Origin of the sequence: Streptomyces sp. NBC_00631 (assembly GCF_045206895.1) — a bacterium.
Taxonomy (GTDB): domain Bacteria; phylum Actinomycetota; class Actinomycetes; order Streptomycetales; family Streptomycetaceae; genus Streptomyces.
Map to the genome: position 1 here is coordinate 4,912,949 of NZ_CP107734.1, position 22,981 is coordinate 4,935,929.

18 protein-coding genes and 1 pseudogene are annotated in these 22,981 nt (G+C 71.0%); 9 read left to right on the forward strand and 10 right to left on the reverse strand.

The annotated features are described in order from the left end of the window. Positions 1–126 precede the first annotated feature (126 nt). Positions 127–328: pseudogene (locus OHB00_RS22445) on the reverse strand (site-specific integrase); the annotation flags it as partial. A gap of 152 nt (positions 329–480) precedes the next feature. Between OHB00_RS22445 and OHB00_RS22450 the strand changes: the two are divergent. Together OHB00_RS22450 and OHB00_RS22455 are read left to right on the forward strand one after the other, a co-directional pair. After that, positions 481–873 (forward strand): hypothetical protein, encoded by a 393-nt coding sequence (locus tag OHB00_RS22450; protein WP_406436897.1) that lies wholly within the window; start codon positions 481–483, stop codon positions 871–873. A 313-nt stretch (positions 874–1,186) separates the two neighbouring features. After that, positions 1,187–2,299 (forward strand): S8 family peptidase, encoded by a 1,113-nt coding sequence (locus OHB00_RS22455; protein WP_406436899.1) that lies wholly within the window; start codon positions 1,187–1,189, stop codon positions 2,297–2,299. 221 nt (positions 2,300–2,520) lie between these two features. Here OHB00_RS22455 and OHB00_RS22460 read toward each other — a convergent pair whose 3' ends face one another. From OHB00_RS22460 to OHB00_RS22475, 4 genes are all read right to left on the reverse strand, one after another. Then, complete coding sequence (locus tag OHB00_RS22460) at positions 2,521–3,555, reverse strand: aldose 1-epimerase (RefSeq protein WP_406436901.1); 1,035 nt, start codon at positions 3,553–3,555, stop codon at positions 2,521–2,523. Positions 3,556–3,571: 16 nt separating this feature from the next. Further along, the gene (locus tag OHB00_RS22465; RefSeq protein WP_406436903.1) at positions 3,572–4,354 is read right to left on the reverse strand and encodes an ATP-binding cassette domain-containing protein; all 783 of its coding nucleotides are present in this window, start codon (positions 4,352–4,354) and stop codon (positions 3,572–3,574) included. After that, positions 4,351–5,382, reverse strand: coding sequence for an ABC transporter permease (locus OHB00_RS22470; protein ID WP_406436905.1), 1,032 nt, complete (start codon positions 5,380–5,382; stop codon positions 4,351–4,353). Before OHB00_RS22470 ends, OHB00_RS22465 begins: the two co-directional genes overlap by 4 nt. Before the next feature lie 107 nt (positions 5,383–5,489). Further along, positions 5,490–6,617, reverse strand: a complete 1,128-nt coding sequence (locus OHB00_RS22475; RefSeq protein WP_406436907.1) for a substrate-binding domain-containing protein — start codon at positions 6,615–6,617, stop codon at positions 5,490–5,492. Positions 6,618–6,766: 149 nt separating this feature from the next. Between OHB00_RS22475 and OHB00_RS22480 the strand changes: the two genes are divergently transcribed. Continuing rightward, entirely contained in the window at positions 6,767–7,825 is a 1,059-nt protein-coding gene (locus OHB00_RS22480) for a LacI family DNA-binding transcriptional regulator (RefSeq protein WP_406436909.1), read from the forward strand. Continuing rightward, complete coding sequence (locus OHB00_RS22485) at positions 7,818–8,891, forward strand: carbohydrate kinase (protein ID WP_406436911.1); 1,074 nt, start codon at positions 7,818–7,820, stop codon at positions 8,889–8,891. The genes OHB00_RS22480 and OHB00_RS22485 overlap by 8 nt, the downstream gene beginning before the upstream one ends. Positions 8,892–8,920: 29 nt before the next feature. Here the strand turns inward: OHB00_RS22485 and OHB00_RS22490 are convergent, their stop codons facing one another. Further along, positions 8,921–11,470, reverse strand: a complete 2,550-nt coding sequence (locus tag OHB00_RS22490) for a GH32 C-terminal domain-containing protein (RefSeq protein ID WP_406436913.1) — start codon at positions 11,468–11,470, stop codon at positions 8,921–8,923. A 229-nt stretch (positions 11,471–11,699) separates the two neighbouring features. On the opposite strand from OHB00_RS22490, the gene OHB00_RS22495 reads away from it, so the two are divergent. Continuing rightward, positions 11,700–12,758, forward strand: coding sequence for a LacI family DNA-binding transcriptional regulator (locus OHB00_RS22495; protein WP_406436915.1), 1,059 nt, complete (start codon positions 11,700–11,702; stop codon positions 12,756–12,758). 233 nt (positions 12,759–12,991) lie between these two features. Beyond that, on the forward strand, positions 12,992–13,312 hold the full coding sequence (locus OHB00_RS22500; RefSeq protein ID WP_406436917.1) for a GYD domain-containing protein: 321 nt from the start codon (positions 12,992–12,994) through the stop codon (positions 13,310–13,312). Positions 13,313–13,483: 171 nt separating this feature from the next. Here the strand turns inward: OHB00_RS22500 and OHB00_RS22505 are convergent, their stop codons facing one another. Continuing rightward, entirely contained in the window at positions 13,484–14,215 is a 732-nt protein-coding gene (locus OHB00_RS22505; protein ID WP_406436919.1) for a ferritin-like domain-containing protein, read from the reverse strand. Positions 14,216–14,310: 95 nt separating this feature from the next. Further along, entirely contained in the window at positions 14,311–16,113 is a 1,803-nt protein-coding gene (locus tag OHB00_RS22510) for a subtype B tannase (protein WP_406436921.1), read from the reverse strand. A gap of 519 nt (positions 16,114–16,632) precedes the next feature. On the opposite strand from OHB00_RS22510, the gene OHB00_RS22515 reads away from it, so the two are divergent. Further along, positions 16,633–17,202, forward strand: coding sequence for a fasciclin domain-containing protein (locus OHB00_RS22515; protein ID WP_406436923.1), 570 nt, complete (start codon positions 16,633–16,635; stop codon positions 17,200–17,202). A gap of 116 nt (positions 17,203–17,318) precedes the next feature. Here OHB00_RS22515 and OHB00_RS22520 read toward each other — a convergent pair whose 3' ends face one another. After that, on the reverse strand, positions 17,319–17,981 hold the full coding sequence (locus tag OHB00_RS22520; protein ID WP_406436925.1) for a hypothetical protein: 663 nt from the start codon (positions 17,979–17,981) through the stop codon (positions 17,319–17,321). Between the two features lie 571 nt (positions 17,982–18,552). Further along, positions 18,553–20,214: a hypothetical protein gene (locus OHB00_RS22525; RefSeq protein WP_406436927.1), complete on the reverse strand. Its 1,662-nt coding sequence runs from the start codon at positions 20,212–20,214 to the stop codon at positions 18,553–18,555. Between the two features lie 387 nt (positions 20,215–20,601). On the opposite strand from OHB00_RS22525, the gene OHB00_RS22530 reads away from it, so the two are divergent. Together OHB00_RS22530 and OHB00_RS22535 are read left to right on the forward strand one after the other, a co-directional pair. Then, positions 20,602–21,318 carry a hypothetical protein gene (locus OHB00_RS22530; RefSeq protein WP_406436929.1) on the forward strand — a complete coding sequence of 239 codons (717 nt, stop codon included), beginning with the start codon at positions 20,602–20,604 and terminating at the stop codon, positions 21,316–21,318. A 56-nt stretch (positions 21,319–21,374) separates the two neighbouring features. After that, a complete protein-coding gene (locus OHB00_RS22535) occupies positions 21,375–22,979 on the forward strand; it encodes a hypothetical protein (protein ID WP_406436931.1) in 1,605 nt (534 codons plus the stop codon). Positions 22,980–22,981: the final 2 nt, after the last annotated feature.

A 22,981-nucleotide genomic window follows, 5' to 3' on the forward strand; every position in this document is an offset into this window, starting at 1 on the left:
TCGGTCTTCTTGTCCTCGGACACCGAGTGACCGGCAGGACGGCAGAGGAACGGACCGCCGGCCCGCCCGGTTCCTGGCTGGACCGGGCGCTTCTGCCGGGGGGCCAGGCGGACGCTCTCGGCACGGTCAACGGCGACCGGGGCGCTTGCTCCTGAGGAGCCGGTCCATGTGGCTCATGGCGTCACGCCGGGTGTCCTGCACGACGTGCGTGGACACGTCCATGGTGATGCTGATCCGGGAGTGGCCCAGGTTCTCCGTCACGACGCGGGGCGCGACCCCCGTCGCCGTGGCGGGCGTCGTGCAGCCGGATGACGCGGGGGCCGGTGGCAACCCGGGCCTCCGCCGCCGGCCTGGTTCCGGTGGCCGAGGACTCGGGACGCCGCACCGGCAGGACGCGTCCGCCACCTCGCAATCTCCGGGGGCGCCAGATACGTACACATAGAGAACATACGGGGCAAAGTAGCTAGGAGGTCACGTACCATGCGTCTCTCAACAACTGCGATCGCGCCCCTCCTGGTGGCCGGGGTGGCCTTCTCCGGGGCGGCGCCCGCCATGGCGGATCCGCAACCCGGCCCGGCTCCGCCCACCACCGGCACCATGCCGCAGCCAGGAACGGCTTCGGGATCCGACGACGGGGCGCGGGTAGGTCACGGCCCAGGGAACGGGTTCGGCTCCGGTGACGTCCGGCCGGGCCACGGGTTCGGTGACCGCAACCACGATCACTTCCCTCTGGACCGGCACCACCGGTTCTGCTTCTTCGTGCACCGCCACGTGGCGGTCCGGATCATCCGGTTTGTGGACGGCCGTGTGCTGATCGTCAAGACGATCATCCCCGGCCATCTTGTGTGCCTCAGCCCGTTCAGGGGCTTCTGAGGAAGACATCCGTGTTGACGACCTTTGTGAGCGTGTCGGTGCGGAGAGGGCCGCCAGGGCGGGACCCGGGATGCGGGCCAGATTGAACCGGGAGCAGTTCAGGCTGACCGCGGTGGTGGTGCCGAGGGCGAAGGCCGGCGCGTAGGCGGACGGCGAATGGATCGAACCGATTACGGTCAGCAGTCCGAGCAGGGGCGTTGAGGCGGTGGTGACCGGCCGCCGTCCGTTTCGCCGGAACCGCCCGCCCCCTGTGGTCGTCTTGTGCGCTGACTGTGTACGCAGCAGGACGGCGGGGGACGTTGTGACGCGGAACGTGACGAAGGCCGGTCTCGTGGTGGTGGCCATGGCGACGGTGCTCGGGGCCTCGGCCTGTGGCGGGGAAGCCGGCGCTGCCACCGGTGGCAGTGGCAGGACGCTCCCCGCGCAGGGGACGAGGCAGTCCGCGGCGCTCCCCGGGGACGGGGCGTCGTCAGGCTCGGCGCCCACATCCACCGGCACTGTGGGGACGTCGGCCGCGGTCGCGCAGTCCGCGGCGTCGCCCGTCACCCGGAACGTGCCGTGGAACCTGGATGTTCTGGACCAGCGGTCGCGGCCTCTGAACGGGAAGTTCACCACCACCGCCACGGGCAAGGGCGTGCACGTCTATGTGATCGACACCGGGTTGGACGTCGGTCACAAGGAGTTCGGCGGACGCGCCCGTCTCGGCGCCGACTTCGTGGGCCCGAAGGACTCCGGTGACTGCTTCAGCGAGGCGGGTGTCGGCCACGGCACGTTCGTCGCGGGCATCATCGGCGGGGCGAAGTACGGGGTGGCGCCCCAGGCGGAGCTCGTACGGGTCCAGGGCATCCTGTGCGAGAGCGAGGGCGGCGGCTCCCCGGCAGCGGCCGAGGCGGCCCTGGTGAAGTCGGTCAAGTGGGTCACCGCGCACGCGCAGAAGCCCGCGGTGGTGAACATGTCGCTCAACCTCGGCCACCGGTCGGCGGCGCTGGAGTCCGCCGTGAGGCAGATGGTCGACGCGGGGATCCCGACGGTGGTGTCGGCCGGCAACTTCCATGACGACGCCTGCAAGCACTCCCCGGCCGGTGTCCCCGGCACGATCGTCGTCGCGGCCTCCACCCCCGGCGACCGCCCATGGAGCGACAGCGGCTCGTACGGATCGGGGTACGGGCGGTGCGTGGACCTGTACGCGCCCGGCCAGAAGGTGACCGCCGCCCTCGCCGGCGGCGGTACGACCACGGAGAACGACGGCGCCACCTCCTGGGCCGCGCCGCACGCGACCGGCGTGATCGCGCTGTACCTGTCGGCACACCCCCACGCCACGGCCCACCAGGTCCACGTCTGGCTCGACCACACGGCCACCCGCGGTGTCCTGCGCGGCGTCCGCTCCGACACACCCAACCGGCTGCTCAACACCGGCGGCCTCTGAGCTGCGCGTGCGACGCGCTCCGCCTCGGTACCCGGCCGGCGAGCGGCTCCGCCGGCCACCTCGTCACCGATCTGTGCGTCCACCAGGTCCTGACCTCGGTGAGTGAACCGAGTGACGCTCGCCGAGCCGCGCATTCCGGTTGCGTCCCCGGAACCAGGGCCGCGTGCGTGCGCCATGATGCGGAGCGCTCTGCGGCCGAGGGCGGGAGCGCCGGTTTGCTTCTACGGGGCCTCGTGGGCTGTGGGGGTTTCCGAGGACGCGTACCTGACGCCGAAGGCGAAGGTGCGGGTGCGGCCGGGTTCGAGGGCGAGGGCGGCCGCGTGTTCCGGGCGGTTGAAGGCGTTGGTCATCGTCTCGACGGGTTCGAGGGCGATGGAGGCGCGGGGGTCGCGGGCCAGGGTGTCGCCGGTGAAGACGTGCATGTAGCCGTTGTACTGCCAGACGCGCAGTTCCTCGCCGGTCGCCGGGTCGGTCAGGACCGTCTCGATCCGGCCGGCGGGGCCGGGGGTGAGGTCCGCGTAGCAGGCGTCGATGACCGCGTCGCCCAGCCGTCGTGGCGTGCGGAAGTCCATGGTGGGGCGGTGGTCCAGGGGGAGCCGGGCGTCCTCGCCGGGCAGCGGGACGAGGGATGCGTCGGTGCGGATCAGGGTGTGTGCGGGGATGTGCAGGGTCAGGTCGTCGATGGGACGGGACAGGGTGAAGTAGGGGTGCCAGCCCGCCGCGTAGGGGGCGGTGGTGTCGCCCACGTTCGTCGCGCCGATGGTGATGCTCAACTCGTCGGCGCTGAGCGTGTATTCGGCCGTGAGGTCGAGGGCGAAGGGGTAGCCGGGGTGCGTGCCCGGCCGGATGCTCGTGGTGCGCAGGAGCAGGCGGGCGGAGTCGGGTGCCGTGGTGGCGTGGGCGAGTTCGAAGGGGGTCTCGCGGGCGAAGCCGTGGTAGATCAGCCGGTCGCCGTGGGCGCCCGGGAGCAGGTCGTGGTCGTGGCCGTCGTGGTGGTAGCGGGCGTCGGCCACGCGGTTGGGGAAGGGGGCCAGCAGGCCGGCGCGTACGCCGTCCTGTGACAGGAGTTCCTTCTCGTCGCGGTAGCCGTCCGTCAACTCCTTCGGGTGGCCGGTCGCTTCGCTGCCGACCTGCCAGCTCAGCAGCGTCGCACCGCGCAGGGCGAGGACGGCGCGTGCCGAGTCGTCCGGTGCGGAGACGACGAGGGTGGGTTCGCCGCCGAGGCGGCTCTCGGTGATCCGGTACTCGGCGGTCATTCCCGTGCCGTCCTCTTCAGCTCGCCCCGGGGGCGAGCTTCTTCGCGCCCGTCATGATGGCCACCGCGTCCTCCATGGAGTGCGACTCGGGGGTGATGACGCCGGCGCAGGCGCCGAGGCGCTGGATGTGGATGCGGTCGGCGACCTCGAAGACGTTCGGCATGTTGTGGCTGATGAGGATGACACCGAGACCCTGGTCGCGCAGGTCGCGGACGAGCTTCAGGACCTGCCCGGTCTCGCGGACGCCGAGCGCGGCGGTGGGTTCGTCGAGGATCACCACCCGGCCGCCGAAGGCCGCGGTGCGGGCGACGGCCACGGACTGGCGCTGGCCGCCGGAGAGGGTCTCCACGGCCTGGTTGATGTTCTGCAGGGTGCCGATGCCGAGCCGTTTGATGTGGTCGGCGGCCTGCTTCTTCATCTCGCCGGTGTCGAGCATGCGGAACACCGAGCCGAGGACGCCCTTGCGGCGGATCTCGCGGGCGAGGAAGAGGTTGCTGGCGATGTCCAGGGCGGGGGCCACGGCGAGGGTCTGGTAGACGGTCTCGATGCCGGCGTCGCGGGCGTCCTGGGGGCGTTTGAAGTGGACCTCCTTGCCGTCGACCAGGATGCTGCCCTGGTCGGGGACGAGGGCACCGGACAGGCACTTGATCAGGGTGGACTTGCCGGCGCCGTTGTCGCCGATGACGGCGAGGACCTCGCCGGGGTTGAGGGTGAGATCGACGCTGTTCAGGCCGACGACCCTGCCGAAGAGCTTGACCAGGCCCTTGGCTTCGAGAACGGGGGCGGTGGCGGTCGTCACGACTTCACACTCCGGATCCACTGGTCGACGGAGACAGCCGCGATCACCAGGATGCCGACTGCGAGGACTTGGTAGTTGGGGTCGATGCCGGCCAGCGCGAGGCCGTTGACGAAGACCTGGACGATGAGCGCGCCGATCAGCGACCCGAAGACCACCCCGCGTCCGCCGAACAGGCTGGTGCCGCCGATCACCACGGCGGTGATGGACTGCAGGTTGGCGTTGAGACCGCTGTTGGGGTCACCGCCGCCGACCCGGCCGACCAGGATCCAGGCGCCCACGGCGATGGCGAAACCGCCCACCATGTAGGCGCTGAGCAGTACCCGATTGACGGAGATGCCGGCCAGCCGGGCGGCCTCGACGTCGTCGCCGACGGCGTAGAGGTGGCGGCCCCAGGCGGTGTAGCGCAGGGCGTAGCCGATCACCGCGTACAGGGCGATCATGAGGAGGACGCCGTACGTGAGGTTCAGCTGTCCGAGGGAGACGGTCTGGCCGCTCCACAGCAGGATGTTGCCCGGCTGCAGGGCGACGGTCTGGCCCTTGGCGTAGATGAGGGTGATGGCGGTGAAGACGCTGAGGGTGCCGAGGGTGACGATGAACGGCGGCAGCTTGATCTTGGTCACCAGCAGGCCGTTGACGGCCTGGGCGGCTATCGCGACGACCGCTCCGGCCAGCAGGGCGAACACGCCGGGCCAGTGGTTGTCCGCGACGAGCTTCGACATGAGCAGTGAGGAGAGCACCATCACCGCGCCGATCGACAGGTCGATGCCGGCGGTGAGGATGATGACCGTCTGGCCGACGGCGAGCGAACCGATGACGGCCACCTGCTGGGCGACCAGCGAGAGGTTCTGCAGCGCGTAGAAACGCTCGTTCACCAGGGAGAACACGACGGCGGCGAGCACCAGGACGATCGCCGGGCTGAGGGCCGGCTGGCGGTGCAGCACCGAGTGGATGCGCTGGCTGGGGGTGGCGGGCCTGTTGAGGAACTCCTCCGCCGGTGCCGGTGTGGCTTTGTCCACGTGGGTGGTCACAGGGGGTCCTTCCGGTGTTTTCCCTGGTACGGGCTCATGGGCTCGTGGAGTACGGGTGCGACGCCGGTGCCGTCACGACGGTCTCCGGCGCCGCACCCGACGGGGTGTCAGCTGCCCCAGCAGGCGGAGGCGGCCTGCGACGGGGACTGCACGGTCAGGCCGTCCAGGGCCTTGGCGGCGACGAGGGCGGTACCGGTGTCGTAGAAGGACTTGCCGTTGGTCACGCTGGGCTTGCTGCCGCCGCGGGCCAGCTTGGCGATCGAGGTGACGCCGAGGGCGGCCATCTTGCCCGGGTACTGCACCGCGTCGGCGGCGAACTCACCGCTGGTGACGTTCTTCAGGCCGGAGCAGCTGCCGTCGATCGCGTAGATCGCGGCCTGCTTCTCCTTGCCGGCCGCCTTCAGCGCGTTGTACGCGCCCTCACCCGCGGGCTCGTTGATCGCGTAGACGACGTTGATGTCCGGGTTGGCCGACAGGCAGTTCTCCATCGCGGTGCGGCCGCCGTCGATGGCGCCCTGCGTGGGCTGGTGACAGACGACCTTGTACGTGCCGCCCTTGCCGCCGGTGTACTTGCCGGACTTGGCTTCCTTGCCGTTCTCGGTCTTGCTGCCCGGGTCGATGCCCAGGCCCTCCAGGAAGCCGTGGTCGCGGTTGATGTCGACCGAGACGACCTGGTTGTTGAACAGGTCGAGCATGGCGATGACGGCCGGCTTGCCGCCGAGGGCCGCCGCCGCGTACTGGCCGATGAGCTTGCCGGCCTGCTCGTTGTCGGTGGCGTAGGTGATGTCCGCGGTGCTGGCCGGGTTCGGCGCGGTGTCCAGGGCGATCACGAACAGGCCGGCCTGCTTGGCCCGGCCGAGGGCGGCGTTCACGGCGTCACCGTTGGTGGTGATGAGGATGCCCTTGTCGCCGCGCGATATGGCGTTGTCGATGGCGGTGATCTGGGTCTGGGTGTCGCCGTCCGTGGTGCCCGCCGCCACCGTGAGACTCACGTTGTCCTTGGCGGCCTGGGTCTTGGCGTCCTTCTCCATGCTCACGAAGTAGGGGTTGGTGAGCGTCTTCAGGATCAGCGACACACCCACCTTGCCACCGCCACCCGAGGCGGACGAGGAGGAGCTTCCGTTCGAGGAGCCGCAGGCCGCGAGCGTCGCGCCGAGGCAGACCGTGACGCCGATCGCCGCCGCCCGGGTACGCCGGCCGGAGCGGCTCGACAGGTGACTGGTGGAGAAGTTCATGGCTCGATCCCTTTCGGATCCGTCCCTTGGCCGACGCTGAGACAACGTTGACTGGGCGAGATACTGGGCCCGTATGGACGAGCGCGTCAAGGCGCTGATAGACATGCGTCGGCAACGAGTAGGTAACGCGAATCCGGTTGGAGACAACGATGACTCAGGGCGAAGCACCGCCCCGGTCCACCCGCAGCCGCCCCACCATGCGTGAGGTCGCGGCGCTGGCCGGAGTCGCCATCAAGACGGTCTCGCGCGTGTTCAACGGCGTCCCCACCGTCGATCCCGCGATCGTCGCCAGGGTCCGCGAGGCCGCCGACCAACTGGGCTACCGTCCCAACCTCACCGCGAGCAGTCTGCGCCGCGGCGACGGCCGTACCGCCACCATCGGCATGCTCGTCGAGGACGCCGCGAACCCCTTCTCGGCCGCCCTGACCCGCACCGTGGAGAACGTGGCCCGGGAACGCGGAGTCCTGGTGCTGGTGGGCAGTGTGGACGAGGACCCGGCGCGTGAACGGGAGCTGGCCCAGGCGCTCGTCGACCGCCGGGTGGACGGGCTGGTCATCGTCCCGGCGGGACGCGACCAGAGCTACCTGATCAGCGAACAGCGCTCCGGCACCCGCATGGTCTTCGTCGACCGAGAGGCCGGTCTCCTGGACGCGGACGCGGTCGTCTCCGACAACCGGCAGGGCGCCGTCACCGCCGTCAACCACCTGCTCAAGGCCGGTCACCGCCGGATCGCCTACCTCGGCGACCGCGCCTCCATCCCGACCGCCGCCCAGCGCTTCGACGGCTACCGGCACGCGCTGGAGGTCGCGCACCTCACGTACGACGACGAGATCGTGGAGCACGTGCCGGCCAGTGAGGAGGCCGCCGTGGCCGCCACCAAGGGGCTGCTGGAGCTGGCGGATCCGCCCACGGCACTGTTCACCAGCCAGAACCTGGTCACCATAGGCGCCCTGCGGGCCCTGCGCGGTCTCGGGCTGCAGGACACCGTCGCCCACGTGGGCTTCGACGACTTCCCGTTGGCCGACATCCTCGACCCGGGCATCTCCGTCATCGCCCAGAACGTCGAGGAGGTGGGCAGAACCGCCGCGGAGATACTCTTCCGCCGCCTGGACGGCGACGAGTCGCCCACCCGCACCGTCACCGTGCCGACCCGCCTGATCGAGCGGGGCTCCGGCGAGATCCCAGCCGAAGGACCCCGCCATGACTGAAGCCGTACGACCCGCAGTTCAGCCCCCGGCCGTGACCGTGATCGGCGAAGCCCTCATCGATCTGGTGCAGCTCGACACCCCCGGCGACTACCGCGCCCGGCCCGGCGGCAGCCCGTTCAACGTCGCCATCGGCCTCGCCCGGCTCGGCCACCGCACCGCGCTCATGGCACGGCTGGCCGACAACACCTTCGGCCGGTTGCTGCGCGCGCATGCCGCCGCCGAGGGCGTCGACCTGACCTGCGCACCGGCGGCCGCCGAACCCACCACGCTCGCCGTGGTCTCCATGGACGCGGAAGGGCGGGCGAGTTACGACTTCTACCTGGACGGCACCGCGGACTGGCAGTGGACCGAGACGGAGACAGCCCTCGTCCCCCGGGACACGGCCGTACTGCACTTCGGTTCGGTCGCCTCCTGGACGTCTCCGGCCGACCGGCACATCCACTCCGTGGCCCGGCGCCTGCGCGCCGGGGGCACGACGCTGATCAGCTACGACCCCAACGTCCGCCCCGCACTCCTCGGCGACCCGGAGCGCGGCAGGCAGGCGGTCGAACGGAGCGTCGGCACCGCCCACCTCGTCAAGGCCAGCCGCGAGGACGTCGAGTGGCTCTACCCCGGCACGCCGATCGAGAAGATCGCCGCCCACTGGCTGGAGCTCGGCGCACTCCTCCTCGTCGTCACCGACGGCCCGGACGGCGCCCATGTCTTCCACGCCGGTGCGGGGAGCCTGAGCCGTCCCGGACGGAAGGTCGCGGTGGTGGACACCGTCGGCGCGGGCGACGCGTTCACCGCGGGGCTGCTCGGCGCGCTGACCCGCCACGGACTGCACAGCCCGCGGACGCTGGCCGCGGCCGACCCGGGCGTGCTGAGGATCGCCGTGGACGACGCGATCCTCGTCTCGGCGCTGACCTGCGAACGCCTGGGCGCCGACCCGCCCACCGCCCTGCCCCGCCCCGCGTCGCCCGCCCGGGCGCCCCTGGAGGTGACGGACCTGACGTTCCCCGACGGCAACCGCCGTAGGGGCACGGACGGTCCGGCGCCGCGGCCGATGCAGCCGACCGGAAGCTGACGGGGTCGGACGCGAGCCTTCCCGGGGGGTCACTTCCAGATGGACGCCAGTTGCCACGCCTTCAGTTGGCCGAGCTTCGCGGTGCCGTTGTCGGCGAAGACGTCGACGCCGGTGCTGGAAGGATCGGGGAACACCTGGTCGGTGAGGACGACCTGTTCACCGGAGGCGTTCTCGGCGTAGACCTCGACCGACGACGCGTCGACGAGGACGTGCAGGCTCAGGGGCTTGCCGTCCAGGGCCAGGGGGGCGCGCTCGGCACTGGAGAAGGACGGGTCGAAGTCGGTCGTGCCGGAGGCGGTGCGGTCCAGGTAGACCTCGCCGGTGGTGGTGTCGTAGCCGATCCGGGTGCGCTGGACACCGCCGGTACGGACGTCGAGACCGAAGCGCTCCGCGGTGCCCGCGGTGAGCTCGGCCTGGAGTTCCAGGGTGCTGCCGCTCACGCCGAGCGGCTCGGTGCCGTCGGTGACGGTCGTGGCGGGGACGCCGGTGGCGGTCCCGCGGAGTGTCTTCAGTTCCGTGACCGGCTGCTGGACCAGCTGGGCCTTGCCGTTGACGGTCTGCAGGGCGAGCTGCCGCGGGAAGGTGTCGGCGCTGCGCCACGGGCTGGTCGGGATGGCCTGCCCGTAGTTCCAGTTGTTCATCCAGGCGATCATGACGCGCCGGCCGCCCGGAGCGTCGTTGTAGGTGTTGGCGGCGTAGAAGTCCTGACCGTGGTCGAGCCAGTGGGCGCGCTGGAGGACGGACAGGGCGGGCTCGTCGGCGACGGTGAAGTCGTCGGCGAGGACGTGTCCCCAGCCGCCGGTGTTGGCGTCGACGATCTGGATCTGGACCTTCTTGCCCTGGTATGCGGTGGTGTTGAAGGAGGCCCAGTCGAGGTTCTCGGAGTCGGACCCCGTGGCGCTCTGCACGATCTTGCCGTCGACGAGCAGGTTGACGCCGGTCTCGGCGGAGCGCGGCTGGGCCTGGGTGTCGGAGAGGACCACCTGGTCGAGGTTGATGTGGCCCCAGCCCCCGGTGCCGGCGTCCACGACCTTGATCTGGGCCTGCTTGCCCTGCAGGTCGGACAGGTCCCACGAGGCCCAGTCCAGGGCCTCGGCGTTGGCGCCGGTGGCGGAGCGGACCACCTGGCCGTCGACGACGAGCTCGACGGCCGTGGGGGCGCCGGAGCTGACGCCGTGGTAGCCGCCGCCGATGAGGAAGTCCAGGTACTTCTTGTCGATCGTGAAGGCCGGTGAGGTGAGGGTGCCGGTAGAGGCGTCGCCGTGCAGGTAGCTGTTGACCAGTCCATGGCCGAGGTAGCCGGAGACCTGCTGCTGGTCGGGCAGGGTGCCCTGGGCCGGTCCGGTGCCGAACGCGTCGCCGGTGGTGGTCCAGTCGCCGATGGGGCTGGAGTAGGTGCCGCCCTCGAAGTCGGCGAGGGTCTCGCCGGCCGGCGTGGGTTCGTCGCCCAGGACGGAGCCGGGCCGGTAGGGGTGGTTGCCGCCGCCGACCTTGAAGTTGATGTAGTCGCCGGTGACGGTGAACGCGGGGGAGGTCAGTGTGCCGGTGGAGGCGTCACCGCCGTGGTAGCTGTCGGCGAAGGCCTGGCCGTCGAAGCCGGTCACCGCGCTCTGACCGTCCACGGCCCCCGTCGCCGGGGCGCCGCCGAACGCGCCGCCGGAGGCCGTCCAGTCCCCGAACGAGCCGGACTCGAAGTCCTGCACGGCCGTGCCGCTCGGGGCGGTGTACGGCCCGCTGTCGTCGGCGGTGAACTTCGTGCCGTCGAAGTCTCCGACGAAGTACTGGGCGCCCGAGCCGCCGGCGATGGCACCGGGGTTGAGGTTGACCGCCAGCACCCACTTGGTCTTCTTCGCGTCGCCGTCCACCGGCAGCGGGAACAGGTCCGGGCACTCCCACACCCCGCCGGTCGCGCCGGCCGGGCCGAAGTCGCTCAGGTGGTTCCAGTGCTTGAGGTCGGCGGAGCCGTAGAAGGAGATCTTGTGCTGGTCGGAGAGGGCGACGGCCATCAGCCAGCTGTGGGTGGGCGCGTACCAGAACACCTTCGGGTCGCGGAAGCCGGTCGAGCCGAGGTCGAGGACCGGGTTGCCGGAATACCTGGTCCAGGTGGTGCCGCCGTCGGTGCTGTAGGCCAGGGACTGCCGCTGGACGCCGGTGGCCTTCACCAGGCTGGTGTAGACGGCGACCAGCGGCGGGTTCTGCGTGCTTCCGAGGCCGGAGGTGTTGTCCTTGTCCAGCACCACGCTGCCGGAGAACACCATCTCGTCGTCGTCCTGCGGGATGGCGACCGGGAGTTCCTTCCAGTGCACCAGGTCGGTGCTGACCGCGTGGCCCCAGGACATGTTGCCCCAGGTGTCGCCGGACGGGTTGTACTGGAAGAACAGGTGGTACTGACCCTGGTACCAGATCAGGCCGTTGGGGTCGTTCATCCAGTTCTGGGCGGGGGTGAAGTGGAACTGGGGCCGGTAGGTCTCCTGGTAGAGCGTGGCGGCCGAGGCCGGGGACGCGACAAGCAGGCCGAGCCCGGACAGGGCTGCCAGCGCGGTGAGCAGTCGGCGGCGCGGACGAGTCGTTCTGGACATGGTGCTCCTTACAGGCGGTGCGGGCAGGGGTCCGCCCGGCCTCGTCCAAGGCCACAGGCGAACCCACCCGTCAGGGGAGCGCGGCATCGAGAGCTTCCAGCCAGCGCCTGGAAACGTTTCGCCGCAACGTACGACCGCCGTACGGGCAAGTCCAGACTCTGTGCAGCAACTCGCGGACATGTGAAGATGAGTTACGGCTGCAGGATGCCGCTGGCCGGAGGTGAAAACGTTGCCAGACTCGGAGAACGACGCCGGTCGGCGGTCGGCGACGATGCGTGACGTCGCGACCATGGCCGGGGTCGGCATCGCCACCGTGTCCCGGGTCGTCAACGGCAAGCCGGGGGTCACTCCGGACCTGGCGGAAAAGGTGACGCGGGCCGCCGAGTTGCTCGGGTACCGGCACGATCTGACGGCCAGCAGCCTGCGCAGGGCCGACCGCCGCACCCACACCCTCGGGCTGATCCTGGAGGACGCCGCCAACCCCTTCTCCGCGGCCCTGCACCGCGCGGTGGAGGACACCGCCGCCGAGCGTGGCGTGCTGGTCCTGGCCGGTTCCACCGACGAGGACCCGGTCAGGGAACGCGGCCTGGTGAGAACCTTCACCGCGCGCCGGGTCGACGGCCTCATCGTCGTTCCCACCGGCCTCACCGACACGGATCTCGACGCGGCCCGTGACGGAGGTACACCTGTGGTGTGTGTGGACCGTCCCACGGCCGTGCGGCAGGTGGACACCGTGACGGTGGACAACCGCGCGGGCGTGCGCGCGGCGGTGAAGAGGCTGTCTGCGGCAGGACACCGGCACATCGCCTTCCTCGGCGACCTCCCCGCGATCTGGACCGCCGAAGAGCGGTACGCCGGATTCGTGGAGGGACTGGCGGAGGCGGGATGCGTCCTGCGCCCCGCGTTGGTACGGCGCGGAGTGCACGGCGTCGAGGCCGCACAGGAGGCCACCCGAGAACTCCTCGCCCTTCCCCGGCCGCCCACCGCGCTCGTCTCCGCCCAGAACCTGGTGACCGTCGGCGCGCGCAAGGCCCTCCAGGAACTCCGTCTGCAGCACGATGTGGCACTGATCGGCTTCGACGACCTGCCCTTCGCCGACCTGCTCGACCCCGGCATCTCGGTGATCGCCCAGGACCCCGTGGCCATCGGCCGTCAGGCCGCGGCCCTGCTCTTCGACCGGCTCGACGGCGAGCCCGGACCCGCCCGCCACCGCGTGCTGACCACGCGCTACCTGGCCCGCGGCTCCGGCGAACTGCCCGGGCCGAATCCTGCCGGGGGCACCGTTTAACCCACCGGGACGGGGAGGTGCTCGCCGGTGTCGCCAAGGTCGCGGCCCCCTTCCCGGCGGAGATCTGCGAGAAGCAGCAATGACAGCTCCACGGGCAGCGTGGTCATGCTTCGCATGCTCATGCCGATGCGCCTTACGGGTGAATCCGGCCGTTCGGTGATCGGCCTGCGGGGTGACGGCGGGAAGGCCATGGTGCGTACCGGACCGGACACCTCACGGGCAGGGAGCGCCCCATGCCGAAGTTCCTCATCCAGGCCACCTACACGCCCGAGGGGACGAAGGGTCTGCTCAAGGAAGGCGCGAGCGGGCGGCGTGCCGCCGTCGAGCACGTCGTCGCCGGCCTCGGGGGGACGGTCGAGGCGATGTACTTCGCCTTCGGGGAGGACGACTTCGTGTGCATCCTCGACTTCCCCGACGCGGTCTCCATGGCCGCCGTCAGCCTCAGCGTCAAGGCCAGCGGCGCGCTCCGCACCCGGGCCACTCCCCTGCTCACCCTCGACGAGATCGACGAGGCCGCCCGCCGGCAGGTCGCCTTCCGCCCGCCCGGCGCGTGAGCGCGGAGGAAGCCGGAAGATTCCGTCCAGACTCCCCCGACACCCTGGCGGCTGCTTCGGCCACCCCGCCGACATCCAGGCGACCGGCGTCCCCACGTTGTCGCCCGGACAGCAGATCGACCTCGCGTGGGAAGCCCCTGGCCAGCAGGAGGACGACCGGGCCGGCGGGGGTCAGTCCGCGCTCGTCCACGCGTCGGGGCGCGGTGACAGCACGGCGGAGACCACCGCTCCGGACGAGGCCGCGACGTCGGCCACGAAGCGCAGGCGTCCGGTGTCGAGCCGGCGCAGTGCCGGACCGTGGTCGGCGGCGACGACGAGGGAGACCACCAGCAGAAGAAGCTGCCACAGGACCATCACCGGGCGACGCGTCGCGCGGGGCAGCTCCGCCAGGGAGGCGTGGAGTCGTTCGCAGTGGAACGGGACGTGGCGCTGCTCGTCGGAGAGGATCCGTGCCGCCACGTCCGAAGTGAGCGAGTCGTCGGTGCCGTCGCGCAGGGCCCGGTAATAGCGCAGTGCCACCACTTCGGCGATCATCAGCACCAGCAGTTCCATGCGCAGTCCCATGAGCCGCCGCAGCCGCACGAAGACGGTGTCGCTCCAGTGGCCGGTCAGCGTCGGTACGCCTCCCGCGGCCAACAGCCGGGCGAGGAGACGGGCGTGGTTCTGCTCCTCGGCGACGAAGAGCCGGACCGCCTGCCCGTAGTCGGCGTCGCCGGCCTCATCCGCTTTGCCAACCAGGTTGGCGCCGTCACCGTTCTCGCCGACCTGGAAACGCTGGATGCCGGCCCACACCGCCGGATGCAGCGTCGCGTTCCGCTCCCAGTCCGGATCGCCCTGGGCGCGCCTGCGCTCGCGCTCGTCCTCGAACCGCTTTGTCCACTTGGCGAAGCCGCTCGTATGCACCCGGTCTCCTCTCTCCGGGGCACAGCCGCCCTGCCCCGGAGAGAGACGACGCCGGCGAACGCGGAACCGTTCCCTACTGCCCTACGCCGCTGACTTCACTTGCCCTGGCCCTGCCCCCGGTGGCCGGTGGCCAGGGGGTCGCCCGCCCTGGCGACCACCTTCGCGATCCAGGCCATGGCCTCGGGCACGTCGTAGTTGCCGGCGTGCGGCTGGTTCCAGGCCATCTGGTAGTCGACGTCCTTGACGTCCTTGTCCGCCGCGAGCGCCCGGTCGAGGTTGATCGAGATGATGAACGAGGTGTCCCGGTCACGGGTGCCGTTGCGCACGTACCAGTTCGGCGCGGTGTCGGCGTTCGTGCCGACGAAGTCCATCGGGTTGATCAGGCGGAGCTGGTCGTCGACGGTCGTGGTCGACTTCTTCAGGTACTGGTCCCAGGTGAGGCCGGTGTCGTCGAGGCCGCTGCCGTCGCCGGCCACGTCGTTGTGGTCCCAGCTGTACTCGGTGTAGTTCATGTACTTCTGGGTGGACGGGCCGAAGAGGTTGGTCTCGGTTCCGCTGGTGGTGTTCCCGAAGACGCCCACGGCGTCGAAGGCGGGCGTCGTCTTGAGGGTGGCCTGGGTGGCGACGAACGCGAGGTACTTGTCCATGTCGAGCGAGATCACCTTGTCGGTGGCGTTGTCGACGTCGATCCAGTCGTTGACGTACGACTTCGTGGTCGTGCCGCCACCGGGGAAGCCGGACGTGATGTCGAAGGTCCCGCCGAGCGCCGGGATGGTGTGGGCGGAGTCCGCCTTCATGTAGGTCTCCGCGGAGCGGATGACCTCCTGCTTGATGGTCTTCAGCATGGTCGCGGCGGTGAGCCTGGTGCCGTCGGGGTTACGCAGCCCGAGGCTCTTCTCGTAGGCCGGGAACTTGGCCGCGATCTCGGCGGCGGCGTCGGCCGAGGCGTTCTCGCCCGTCTCGTCGCGGGTGCCGAGGATGTTGTAGAGCCACTCGTAGGCGACGTCCGCGTCGCCGAGGTCGGTGATCGGGCAGTACGCGTTGACCGCGAAGACGTCGTCGCGCAGGGTGCTGCGGCCCTTGGAGTCGATGCCGGCGGCGCCGATCTCGGCGAGGTAGGGGTCGTACGCGGGGCTGTTGCCGGAGGCGCCGAGGATCGAGGAGAGCGCGCCGCCGCCGCTGGTGCCGTTGACGACGATCCGCTCGGCGCTGCCGGGCATCGTGGCGTCGTTGAGGCGCAGGTAGCGGACGGCGGCCTTGGCGTCGACGACCGCGGACGGGGCCTTGCCGGGGGACGAGCCGTCGGCGCCGACCAGGCCGCGGCTGCGGTTGGCGATGTCCGCGAAGACGTAGCCGGCCTTCAGGGCCGCACCCACATTGCTGGTCGAACTGTCGTAGGAGGCGCCGCTGGTCACGCTGGCCTTGATGTAACTGGCCCACCAGCCACCGTTGTTCACCGCGAAGTAGATGGGCGCCCGCTGGTTGTCGAAGGCGCTCTCGGGCACGAACACGTTCATGCTCTGGTAGCCGCACGCGGTGTTGGAGATCGTGGTGGTGGCGCCGCCGCCGAGACCGGGCTGCTGGGCAGCCGCGGCGACGGGGTGCGCGACGTAGCAGATCTCCTTGTACCAGCGGACGTTCATCGGCTCGCCGTCGACGGTGACCGTGATCGTCGTGTAGTCGGCCGGATCGAAGGCCAGCGCCGCGTCCTCGGCGTCGGCGGTGCGGGCTGCGGGGGCCGCGACCGCCGACGCGGGCACCGCGGCGACCGCCAGTGCGAGGGATCCCGCGATGGCCATACCGCTCAGCAGTTGCTTGCGTGCGAGGGTGCGGCCGGGGCGGGCACGCGTGGGGCGTACCGGGGCAAAGCTACTGTTCGATGCGGTGAACCACTGCATGGAGGCAACTCCTTTGTCGTAGCCGCGGCGGCAGGCACGTCGTCGGGCTCGGGGGCGTGGCGCACGTTACAAGATTGTCAACAATATGCCTAGCGATTCTGTGGGCACATTTTCGGTCGACAATCGAGGGAGCCGCCGGTGACCTCCACGGACACGTTGGTGCCCGCCGCGTCCGAGTCCCGCCCGGCTGACGACGGCGCCGGTGCGGTGCGGTGTCCGCAGCGGTGGTGCCATGCGGCGCCGTATGGCGGGTCGCGGTCCCCGGCCCGTCTCCGACCTCGCACACCACCCGGCAACCGGCAACCTGGCGTTGGACGCGTTCGCCGCGTTCGGGCTTCGAGATGCGGTCATCGGCTGCCGCTGGATACGCTCGCTGAGTGGCCGGGTGACGATGCCCCGAGGCCATGGCGCAGTCGGCCGCCCCACTCCGCCCCGCCCCGGAAACGAAGAATTCCGCAGTCCAGACCTCTGCAGTGTTCACGCCTCCACGGGAGGAAGGTCGCGATGAGGTTCACTCGCATGCGCACGCGCACAGCAAAGGCCACGGCGGCAGCCCTGGTCGCCGTCCCCCTGGCGTTGGTGGGTACGGCGCCGCAGAACCACGCGCAGGACGCGTCTCCCAGCCCGTCGGGCACCTTCGGTCCCGGCTGTGCGGGGCTCTCCCAGAAGGCCGGCACGGCCAGGGACAAGGTCGTGGAGGCCGCGGCCGCGTATCCACAACTCAGCCACCTGGTCTCCGCCGCGGTCAGGGCACACCTGAACGGCACCCTCGACGGGCGACCCGACATCACCGTCTTCGCCCCCGACGACCAGGCCTTCCAGACGGCGTCCGTGTCTCAGCTCGCCTCACTCCTCGCCAACCCGGGGCAGTTGAAAAAGGTGCTGACGTACCACGTCGTGGAGCAGCGGATCACTCCGGACGAGCTCTCCCACGGCTCCTTCACGACGATGGAGGGCGGCAAACTGACCACGTCGGGCTCGGGCACCGACTTCAAGGTCAACGGCAAGGCGAACATCGTCTGCGGCAACATCCAGGCCGCCAACGCCACCGTCTACGTCATCGACGCGGTTCTCCAGCCGCCGTCCTGACCGCTGTAGCCGTGCGCTCCGGCCGCCGGCGGGTGTGCCGCCGGCGGCGGTCGGCGGGCGGTGCCGCCCACCAGGCCGGCGTGCTCGCCCGGCCGATCCGTTTCCGGCCGATCCGCTCAGTCGATGCCGAGGCGGGTGAGGGCGGTGGTCCAGTCGGTGACGATGGCCTGCTGGGCGGCGGCGAGAGTGACCTTGCCGGCGCAGACCGCGGTGTGCAGCTTCGTCTCCACCGGGTCCTTCTTGTTGTTCACCCCGGCCCCCTTCTTGTGGCCCGGGTCGGCAGGCTCCACCCACAGGTTGCGCGGGTCGTTGGGGTCACCGCCCAGCTGAAGGCTTATCAGGTGGTCGTACTCGGCGTCCGACATGGAGCCGGTGTAGCCGTACGACGTGGCGTCGAGCCTCTTCTCCTTGCCCGTCACGTACGCGGAAGGGCGTATGCCGGAGGTGTAGCCGCCCTTGCGGCATATCGTCGACTTCAGGTTCGCCTGCGTCACCGCGGGGGATATCGCGCCCGGTGTGCAGGTGGGGTCCTCCAGCGGCTCCCCGTGCTCGTAGCGGTAGTGGCAGCTGCCCGCGGCCGGCTGCTGCTGGACCGCGTAGTGCTGCTGCGGGCCCGCGCCCACCGCGATCGTCTTTCCGGAGGTGGGCGCCGCCGATCGCGGCGCCCCCTCCGCCGGGCTCCCGGTCGTGGTGGACGTCGGGGTTCCGAGCGAGGAACAGCCCGCCAGCAGCAGGCAGGCGAGCAGGACAGGCGGCACGGCACGACGGGCAGAACGCATGATGAACCCTCACAAGGCAGGCGGCGACTGAGCAGATGCTGCCCCACGGCCGGCCGGCCCTACCGCGCGGGGTCATACATCCGCCGGCCGCGGCCGGCGCACGGACGTCGTCGCGGAGCACGCGACCGTCCGTCCGCCGTCGCCGCGCTCCCCGCCGCACCGGAGCCGCTCGCGGCGCGGTCGGCAGCCGCCGCCCTCCTGGTCGCCGGCATCCGCGCGCCGGGCCGCGGCCCTCGGCGGCGTGCCCGCGGGCCGGGTCGCCGGGTCGCCGACGTCAGCCCGCCGGGCCGCGGCGTCAGCGCGCCGGGCCGCGGCGCCCGGCGGCGTGCCCGCGGGCGGCACGCGCCGGCGCCCGGGTGGCCGCCGCCCACACGGCCGGCCGTCCGCGGCCGCGCACGTGGTGGCCGCGGCCGCCGGTCGAACTCCGTTCGCGGTTCGCGCCCCAGCCGGCCGACGACGGCCCGGTCACCGGCGTGCCGCGGTCCCGACGTGCCTGCTTGGGGCGGAAGTTCGGCGTGCCGACGGGTCGGAAGGGGGTGGAGGTCGCGATCTCGTCAGGTGGTTCCGCCCGTCAGCCGGTGGCCGCCGGGTCGGTGACCGTGAGGGTGACCGGTCCGCCGGGCATCGGCTGGCTGCCGCTGCCGGGCAGGCCGTAGCTCACGGTCTTGTAGCCCTGGTCCTGGAGCCGGAAACCGATGGTGTACGAGCCGGGTGCGGTGCCCTGCGGCAGCGTGAAGTACTCCTCGATCGGGCCCGAGAAGGTGGTGGACACACCACCGGACTGGATCGAATGGGTCTGCCCGGAGGCGTCGACCAGGTACAGGTCGAGGCCGTTCACCCCGGCGGTGGAGGCGGACACGTCGATCGTCAGCTTGATCCATGTCTGGGTGTCGTCGGCGGCGACCGTGTCCGGGGCGATCGTGACCGCGTCCACCGTGGGCAGCACGGTGTCAGGGATGTTGCTCAGGGTGGCATCGATGTCAGGGGCGCCCAGCGACGAGCCGTACACGGCCTGGTCGCCGTTGCCGTCGGTGATGATCAGACCGGTGAGCAGGCAGCTGAACTGGCGCGGCAGCCCGCGCACCGGCACGGTGACGGTGCCGTCCGCCTGCACCGTCGGAGTCGTGGACAGCTGGGTGCACTGGTTGGCGTTGTTTCCCCAGTTCGTCAGCTGGACGGAGGTGATCCCGCCCACGGCGCCGGAAGGCCGCAGGGACAGCTGCGCGGTCGGCACCGGCGAGTGCCAGCTGTCGATCTGGCTCGGGGTGAACGTGAAGCCGCTCGCCGACAGCACGCTGTCGGAGGTCACGTGCACCGCGGCTTCGGACAGCCCGGTGTAGGCATGGGTGACCCCGGCGTTGCTGGTCAGGTCCACCTCGGTGACCTTCCAGTCGCCTTCCGGCAGACCGGCGGGCAGCGACAGGGGCACGGCGCAGTCGAGGACCTGCCGTTGCAGCCAGTCGATGTAGCCGCAGCCCTGGTAGCCCTCGCTCCAGTCCCAGCCGATGGCGAACGACCCACGGGCCGTACGGCCGCCCGGACCGGTGACCACGACCGTTCCGCCGTACACGCCGGACTTGCTCTCCTGGCTGTCGAGCTGGTAGCGCAGGGTGGCACCCTGGCCGGGGGCTTCGTAGACGGTGGCCTGCGTACCCTGCGCCAGGGCGACCTGGTCGAGGCTCGGGTAGCCCTGGTCAGCCGTCGTTCTGGCGGTGAAGCTGCGCGGGAACGCGGACAGTTGGGGCGCGGTCCAGTCGAGCGAGTCGCCGGCGCCGTCGCCGCCCTTGAGCTCCGAGACCGCCCAGGTCGTCTTCGTCGTGGCCCCGTACTGCGGGACGGCGATGGTCCATGCGTACGTGGCCGAGGCGGGGGTGGCGCCGTCCTTGATGGTGACGCCGTCGGACGGCGAACCCTGGGAGTCGAAATTGACGGCGAGCTCGGTGCCGATGTAGGCGCCGGTCTTCGGGTTCATCCGGCGGAGGTGGATGTCGCCCCCGAAGCCGGAGGCATCCGGACTGGACGAGTTCATCGTCCAGTCCAGTTCGATGGTGGCCGATCCCGAGGTGGCATCGACCGACCTGGTGCTGAACGACAGTGCCGAAACGGTCATCGCCGACGCGGTGTCCGGCGTCGCCACGTGGTTCCGCGTCGCGGCGAACCCGGGAAACGCGCCCAGTACGCACGCGACTCCGGCGGCCGTCATCGACGCCAGCAGGCGTCTGAGTCTGATCACTCTCTTCCTCCCTTTCCGATGGTGATGTGCGAGGTCACTAGACACCAACTCCACTGGAGCAGCAACGCAGTTAAGGCGCCCGCCGACCGCGCAGAACACCCGGGCTGCGTCCGGTGCGGTGTGGTGGCCGGTGGCCGGATCCGGTGTGGGAGCGGCGGCGGGCGGGGAGTTCTTCCATGTCTGGGGCGCGGGCGGCGGAGCCGGTGGCCGGAAGGGCACTGGAGCGGGGCCGGAAGCGGATCGGAAGCAGCTCGGTTCTGGCCACGGAAGCGGCGGCGCTGGTCGCATCGGAGGCGTCAACCGCCCTGCCGCGTCCCGCCGTTCACCGCCCGAACCAGCGGCGGGAGAAGGCGGCGCGGTGCACTGCCGTGACCGCTGGAGAACCCCATGACCGACCCAGGGCTGACGCCGCACGCCGAGCGTCCCGACCCGCTGTCCACCCACCGCGCTCCACCCTCCTACCAGGCCCCGGGGCTGATACCGCCGAGCGGCCCCGCCCGCACCTGGGGGCTCGCGGTCATCGCCACGCCCCTGCTGCTGGCCGTGCTCCTGGCCCTGTTCGGCGTCCTGACCGGCGGGTCGTCGGGGTCGTCCGGTTCGACGGGATCGGGGTCTTCGGGCTCCGGCCTCTATGGCTCGGGCACCACGGGCTCGGACAGCGGTGACACGGCCGACCAGCCGGACTACACGGACCCGGCGACCGCGTCCGCGTGGCCGTACGGCGACACCGGCACCCCCGAGCCGACCGCGACCGCCACCGACGACTACGTCTACCCGACGGACACCGCCACCGGCACCCCGGACGCGAGCGCGAGCGGCGGACCGGGCGATGTCGTCACCGCCTACTTCGCGGCGATCTCCGCCCGTGACTACCGGACCGCCTGGAACCTCGGCGGCAAGAACCTGGACTCCGACTACGACAGCTTCGTCTCGGGCTACGCCACCACCCAGCAGGACACCATCGCCGTCGTCTCCGCGACGGACACCGAGGTGCAGGTGACCATCGAGGCCCTGCAGACGGACGGCACGACGCAGTCGTACGACGCCACCTACACCGTCGAGGACGGCGTGATCACCAGCGGCACGGCCACCCAGACCGGCTGACACCCACCGGGGCGTGCCCGCAGGGTGCGCCCGCACGAGCGGAGCGCTGAACCACCATGGCCACACAAGTACTCGATCCCCGTCCGCCCGGCCCGGCACCGGAGCCGCCGGGACAGCGCGCGTACGCCCGGACCAGGGCCACCCGGCTGCTGTCCGCCGGCACCTACCTCGACCCCGGCTACCGGCGCGCCGTCATCCGGGAGCTGCTGCACAGACGTTTCCGGGTCGTCGCGCCCTCCTACGGCTACGACGCCGTGTCGGTCCTCGCCCACGCCCTCGCCGCGCGCCGGCTGCGCCGCATCCAGTGGGGGGTCGCGGCCGGTGTGGACTTCGCGGTCTTCCTGCTGCTGAGCAACGGGGTGCTCAACCCGTTCCTCGGGGTCGTCCTGCTGTGCTGGGTGCCGTGGGCGGCGGCCTATCTGCGCCGGATCGCCACCCTGCACATCCTGATGACCCGGGTGCGGGAGACCGGCCCGGACGGCGGCTTCGACGGCGCCTGCCCGTCGCACGCCAAGCTGACCGACGCACTCGCCCGGAAGATCGACCACGAGCAGGCCGGCCGCAGCGGGCTGGTCTTCTACGGCGGCTACCGGCCCTTCGTCGGCGCGGGACTGCCGCTGCGGGACTGGTCCAACGCGCAGTTGCTGCTCGGCGCCCCGAAGACCCGGATCATGGCGCGCAAGAGCGCGGACGGTTCACCGCCCGACCTCGACACGGTCGAGCGCAGGCGGGTCGTGCCGTTCACCGTGCACGAGATCACCAGCCAGGTCGCCGCCCGGCTCCGTGCCGACCTGCGCGACGAGGCCCGCCCCGACGAGCGGATCGAGGGGCTGACCGTCGAGCAGCGCCGCTACACCACCGCGATCCGCACCAACGATCGCTCCAGGCACGCCGGCTGGTCGCAGCTGCCCAGCGTGGACAACCTGCCCGCCATCCACTGGCGGGAGGACTACGACGCGGCCCGCGAGTACCTGTGCGTGCGCGTCGGGTCGTGGAACGAGGAGCTGGTCACCTCGATCTTCGTGGGGTTCGACATCAAGGGCAACACCCTGCACACGGAGTTCTACACCCACGTGCTCGGGCCGCTCGTGGAGGACTTCCACCTCGTGGACCAGCTGCCCGCCGCCGTCGACCGGCGGCTGGCGGTGCGGGTGGCGTGGGACATGTGGACGGCCCTGGTGCGCTGGTACGTGGCGCTGTGGATGTGGCCGCTGTTCCTGGTCCCGGAGCGGTTCCTGCCGGCGTGGGCGGCCCGGTGGACCAGGCCCTGGCGGGTCAGGAGGGCCCGGCGGGCCACGGCCGCGCTGCTGCTGGCGACCGGGACGGAGGACACCAGCGAGTTCCGGCTCGGCCGGTACGTCAACCGCTCACTCAACTGCGGTGCGCTGGCGAGCGTCAGGGAGCTGGCCACCAGCGAGACGTTCCACCACTTCTTCCAGCAGTCCGACGCGGTGAAGTACATGCAGCTCATCGAGCGCCGGCTGCTCCAGAACATCCGCGCGTTCCTCGACGAGCACGACGTGGACCTCGTCGAGCACGACCGCGCGCAGACCAACATCCTGCTGGGCGACAACAGCCAGAACGTCTTCGGCGGCGAGAACAGCAACTTCGGATACAACGTCCAGCCGCCGGGCGGCGGTTCCGGAAAGGCGGGGCAGTGACC

Excerpts from the sequence above, each read along its gene's own strand:
- OHB00_RS22450 (WP_406436897.1), top strand. The coding sequence starts at position 481 with ATGCGTCTCTCAACAACTGCGATCGCGCCCCTCCTGGTGGCCGGGGTG.
- OHB00_RS22530 (WP_406436929.1), top strand. The coding sequence starts at position 20,602 with ATGACCGACCCAGGGCTGACGCCGCACGCCGAGCGTCCCGACCCGCTG.
- OHB00_RS22460 (WP_406436901.1), bottom strand. The coding sequence starts at position 3,555 with ATGACCGCCGAGTACCGGATCACCGAGAGCCGCCTCGGCGGCGAACCC.
- OHB00_RS22490 (WP_406436913.1), bottom strand. The coding sequence starts at position 11,470 with ATGTCCAGAACGACTCGTCCGCGCCGCCGACTGCTCACCGCGCTGGCA.
- OHB00_RS22485 (WP_406436911.1), top strand. The coding sequence starts at position 7,818 with ATGACTGAAGCCGTACGACCCGCAGTTCAGCCCCCGGCCGTGACCGTG.
- OHB00_RS22480 (WP_406436909.1), top strand. The coding sequence starts at position 6,767 with ATGACTCAGGGCGAAGCACCGCCCCGGTCCACCCGCAGCCGCCCCACC.
- OHB00_RS22500 (WP_406436917.1), top strand. The coding sequence starts at position 12,992 with ATGCCGAAGTTCCTCATCCAGGCCACCTACACGCCCGAGGGGACGAAG.
- OHB00_RS22475 (WP_406436907.1), bottom strand. The coding sequence starts at position 6,617 with ATGAACTTCTCCACCAGTCACCTGTCGAGCCGCTCCGGCCGGCGTACC.
- OHB00_RS22515 (WP_406436923.1), top strand. The coding sequence starts at position 16,633 with ATGCGCACGCGCACAGCAAAGGCCACGGCGGCAGCCCTGGTCGCCGTC.
- OHB00_RS22520 (WP_406436925.1), bottom strand. The coding sequence starts at position 17,981 with ATGCGTTCTGCCCGTCGTGCCGTGCCGCCTGTCCTGCTCGCCTGCCTG.
- OHB00_RS22510 (WP_406436921.1), bottom strand. The coding sequence starts at position 16,113 with ATGCAGTGGTTCACCGCATCGAACAGTAGCTTTGCCCCGGTACGCCCC.
- OHB00_RS22535 (WP_406436931.1), top strand. The coding sequence starts at position 21,375 with ATGGCCACACAAGTACTCGATCCCCGTCCGCCCGGCCCGGCACCGGAG.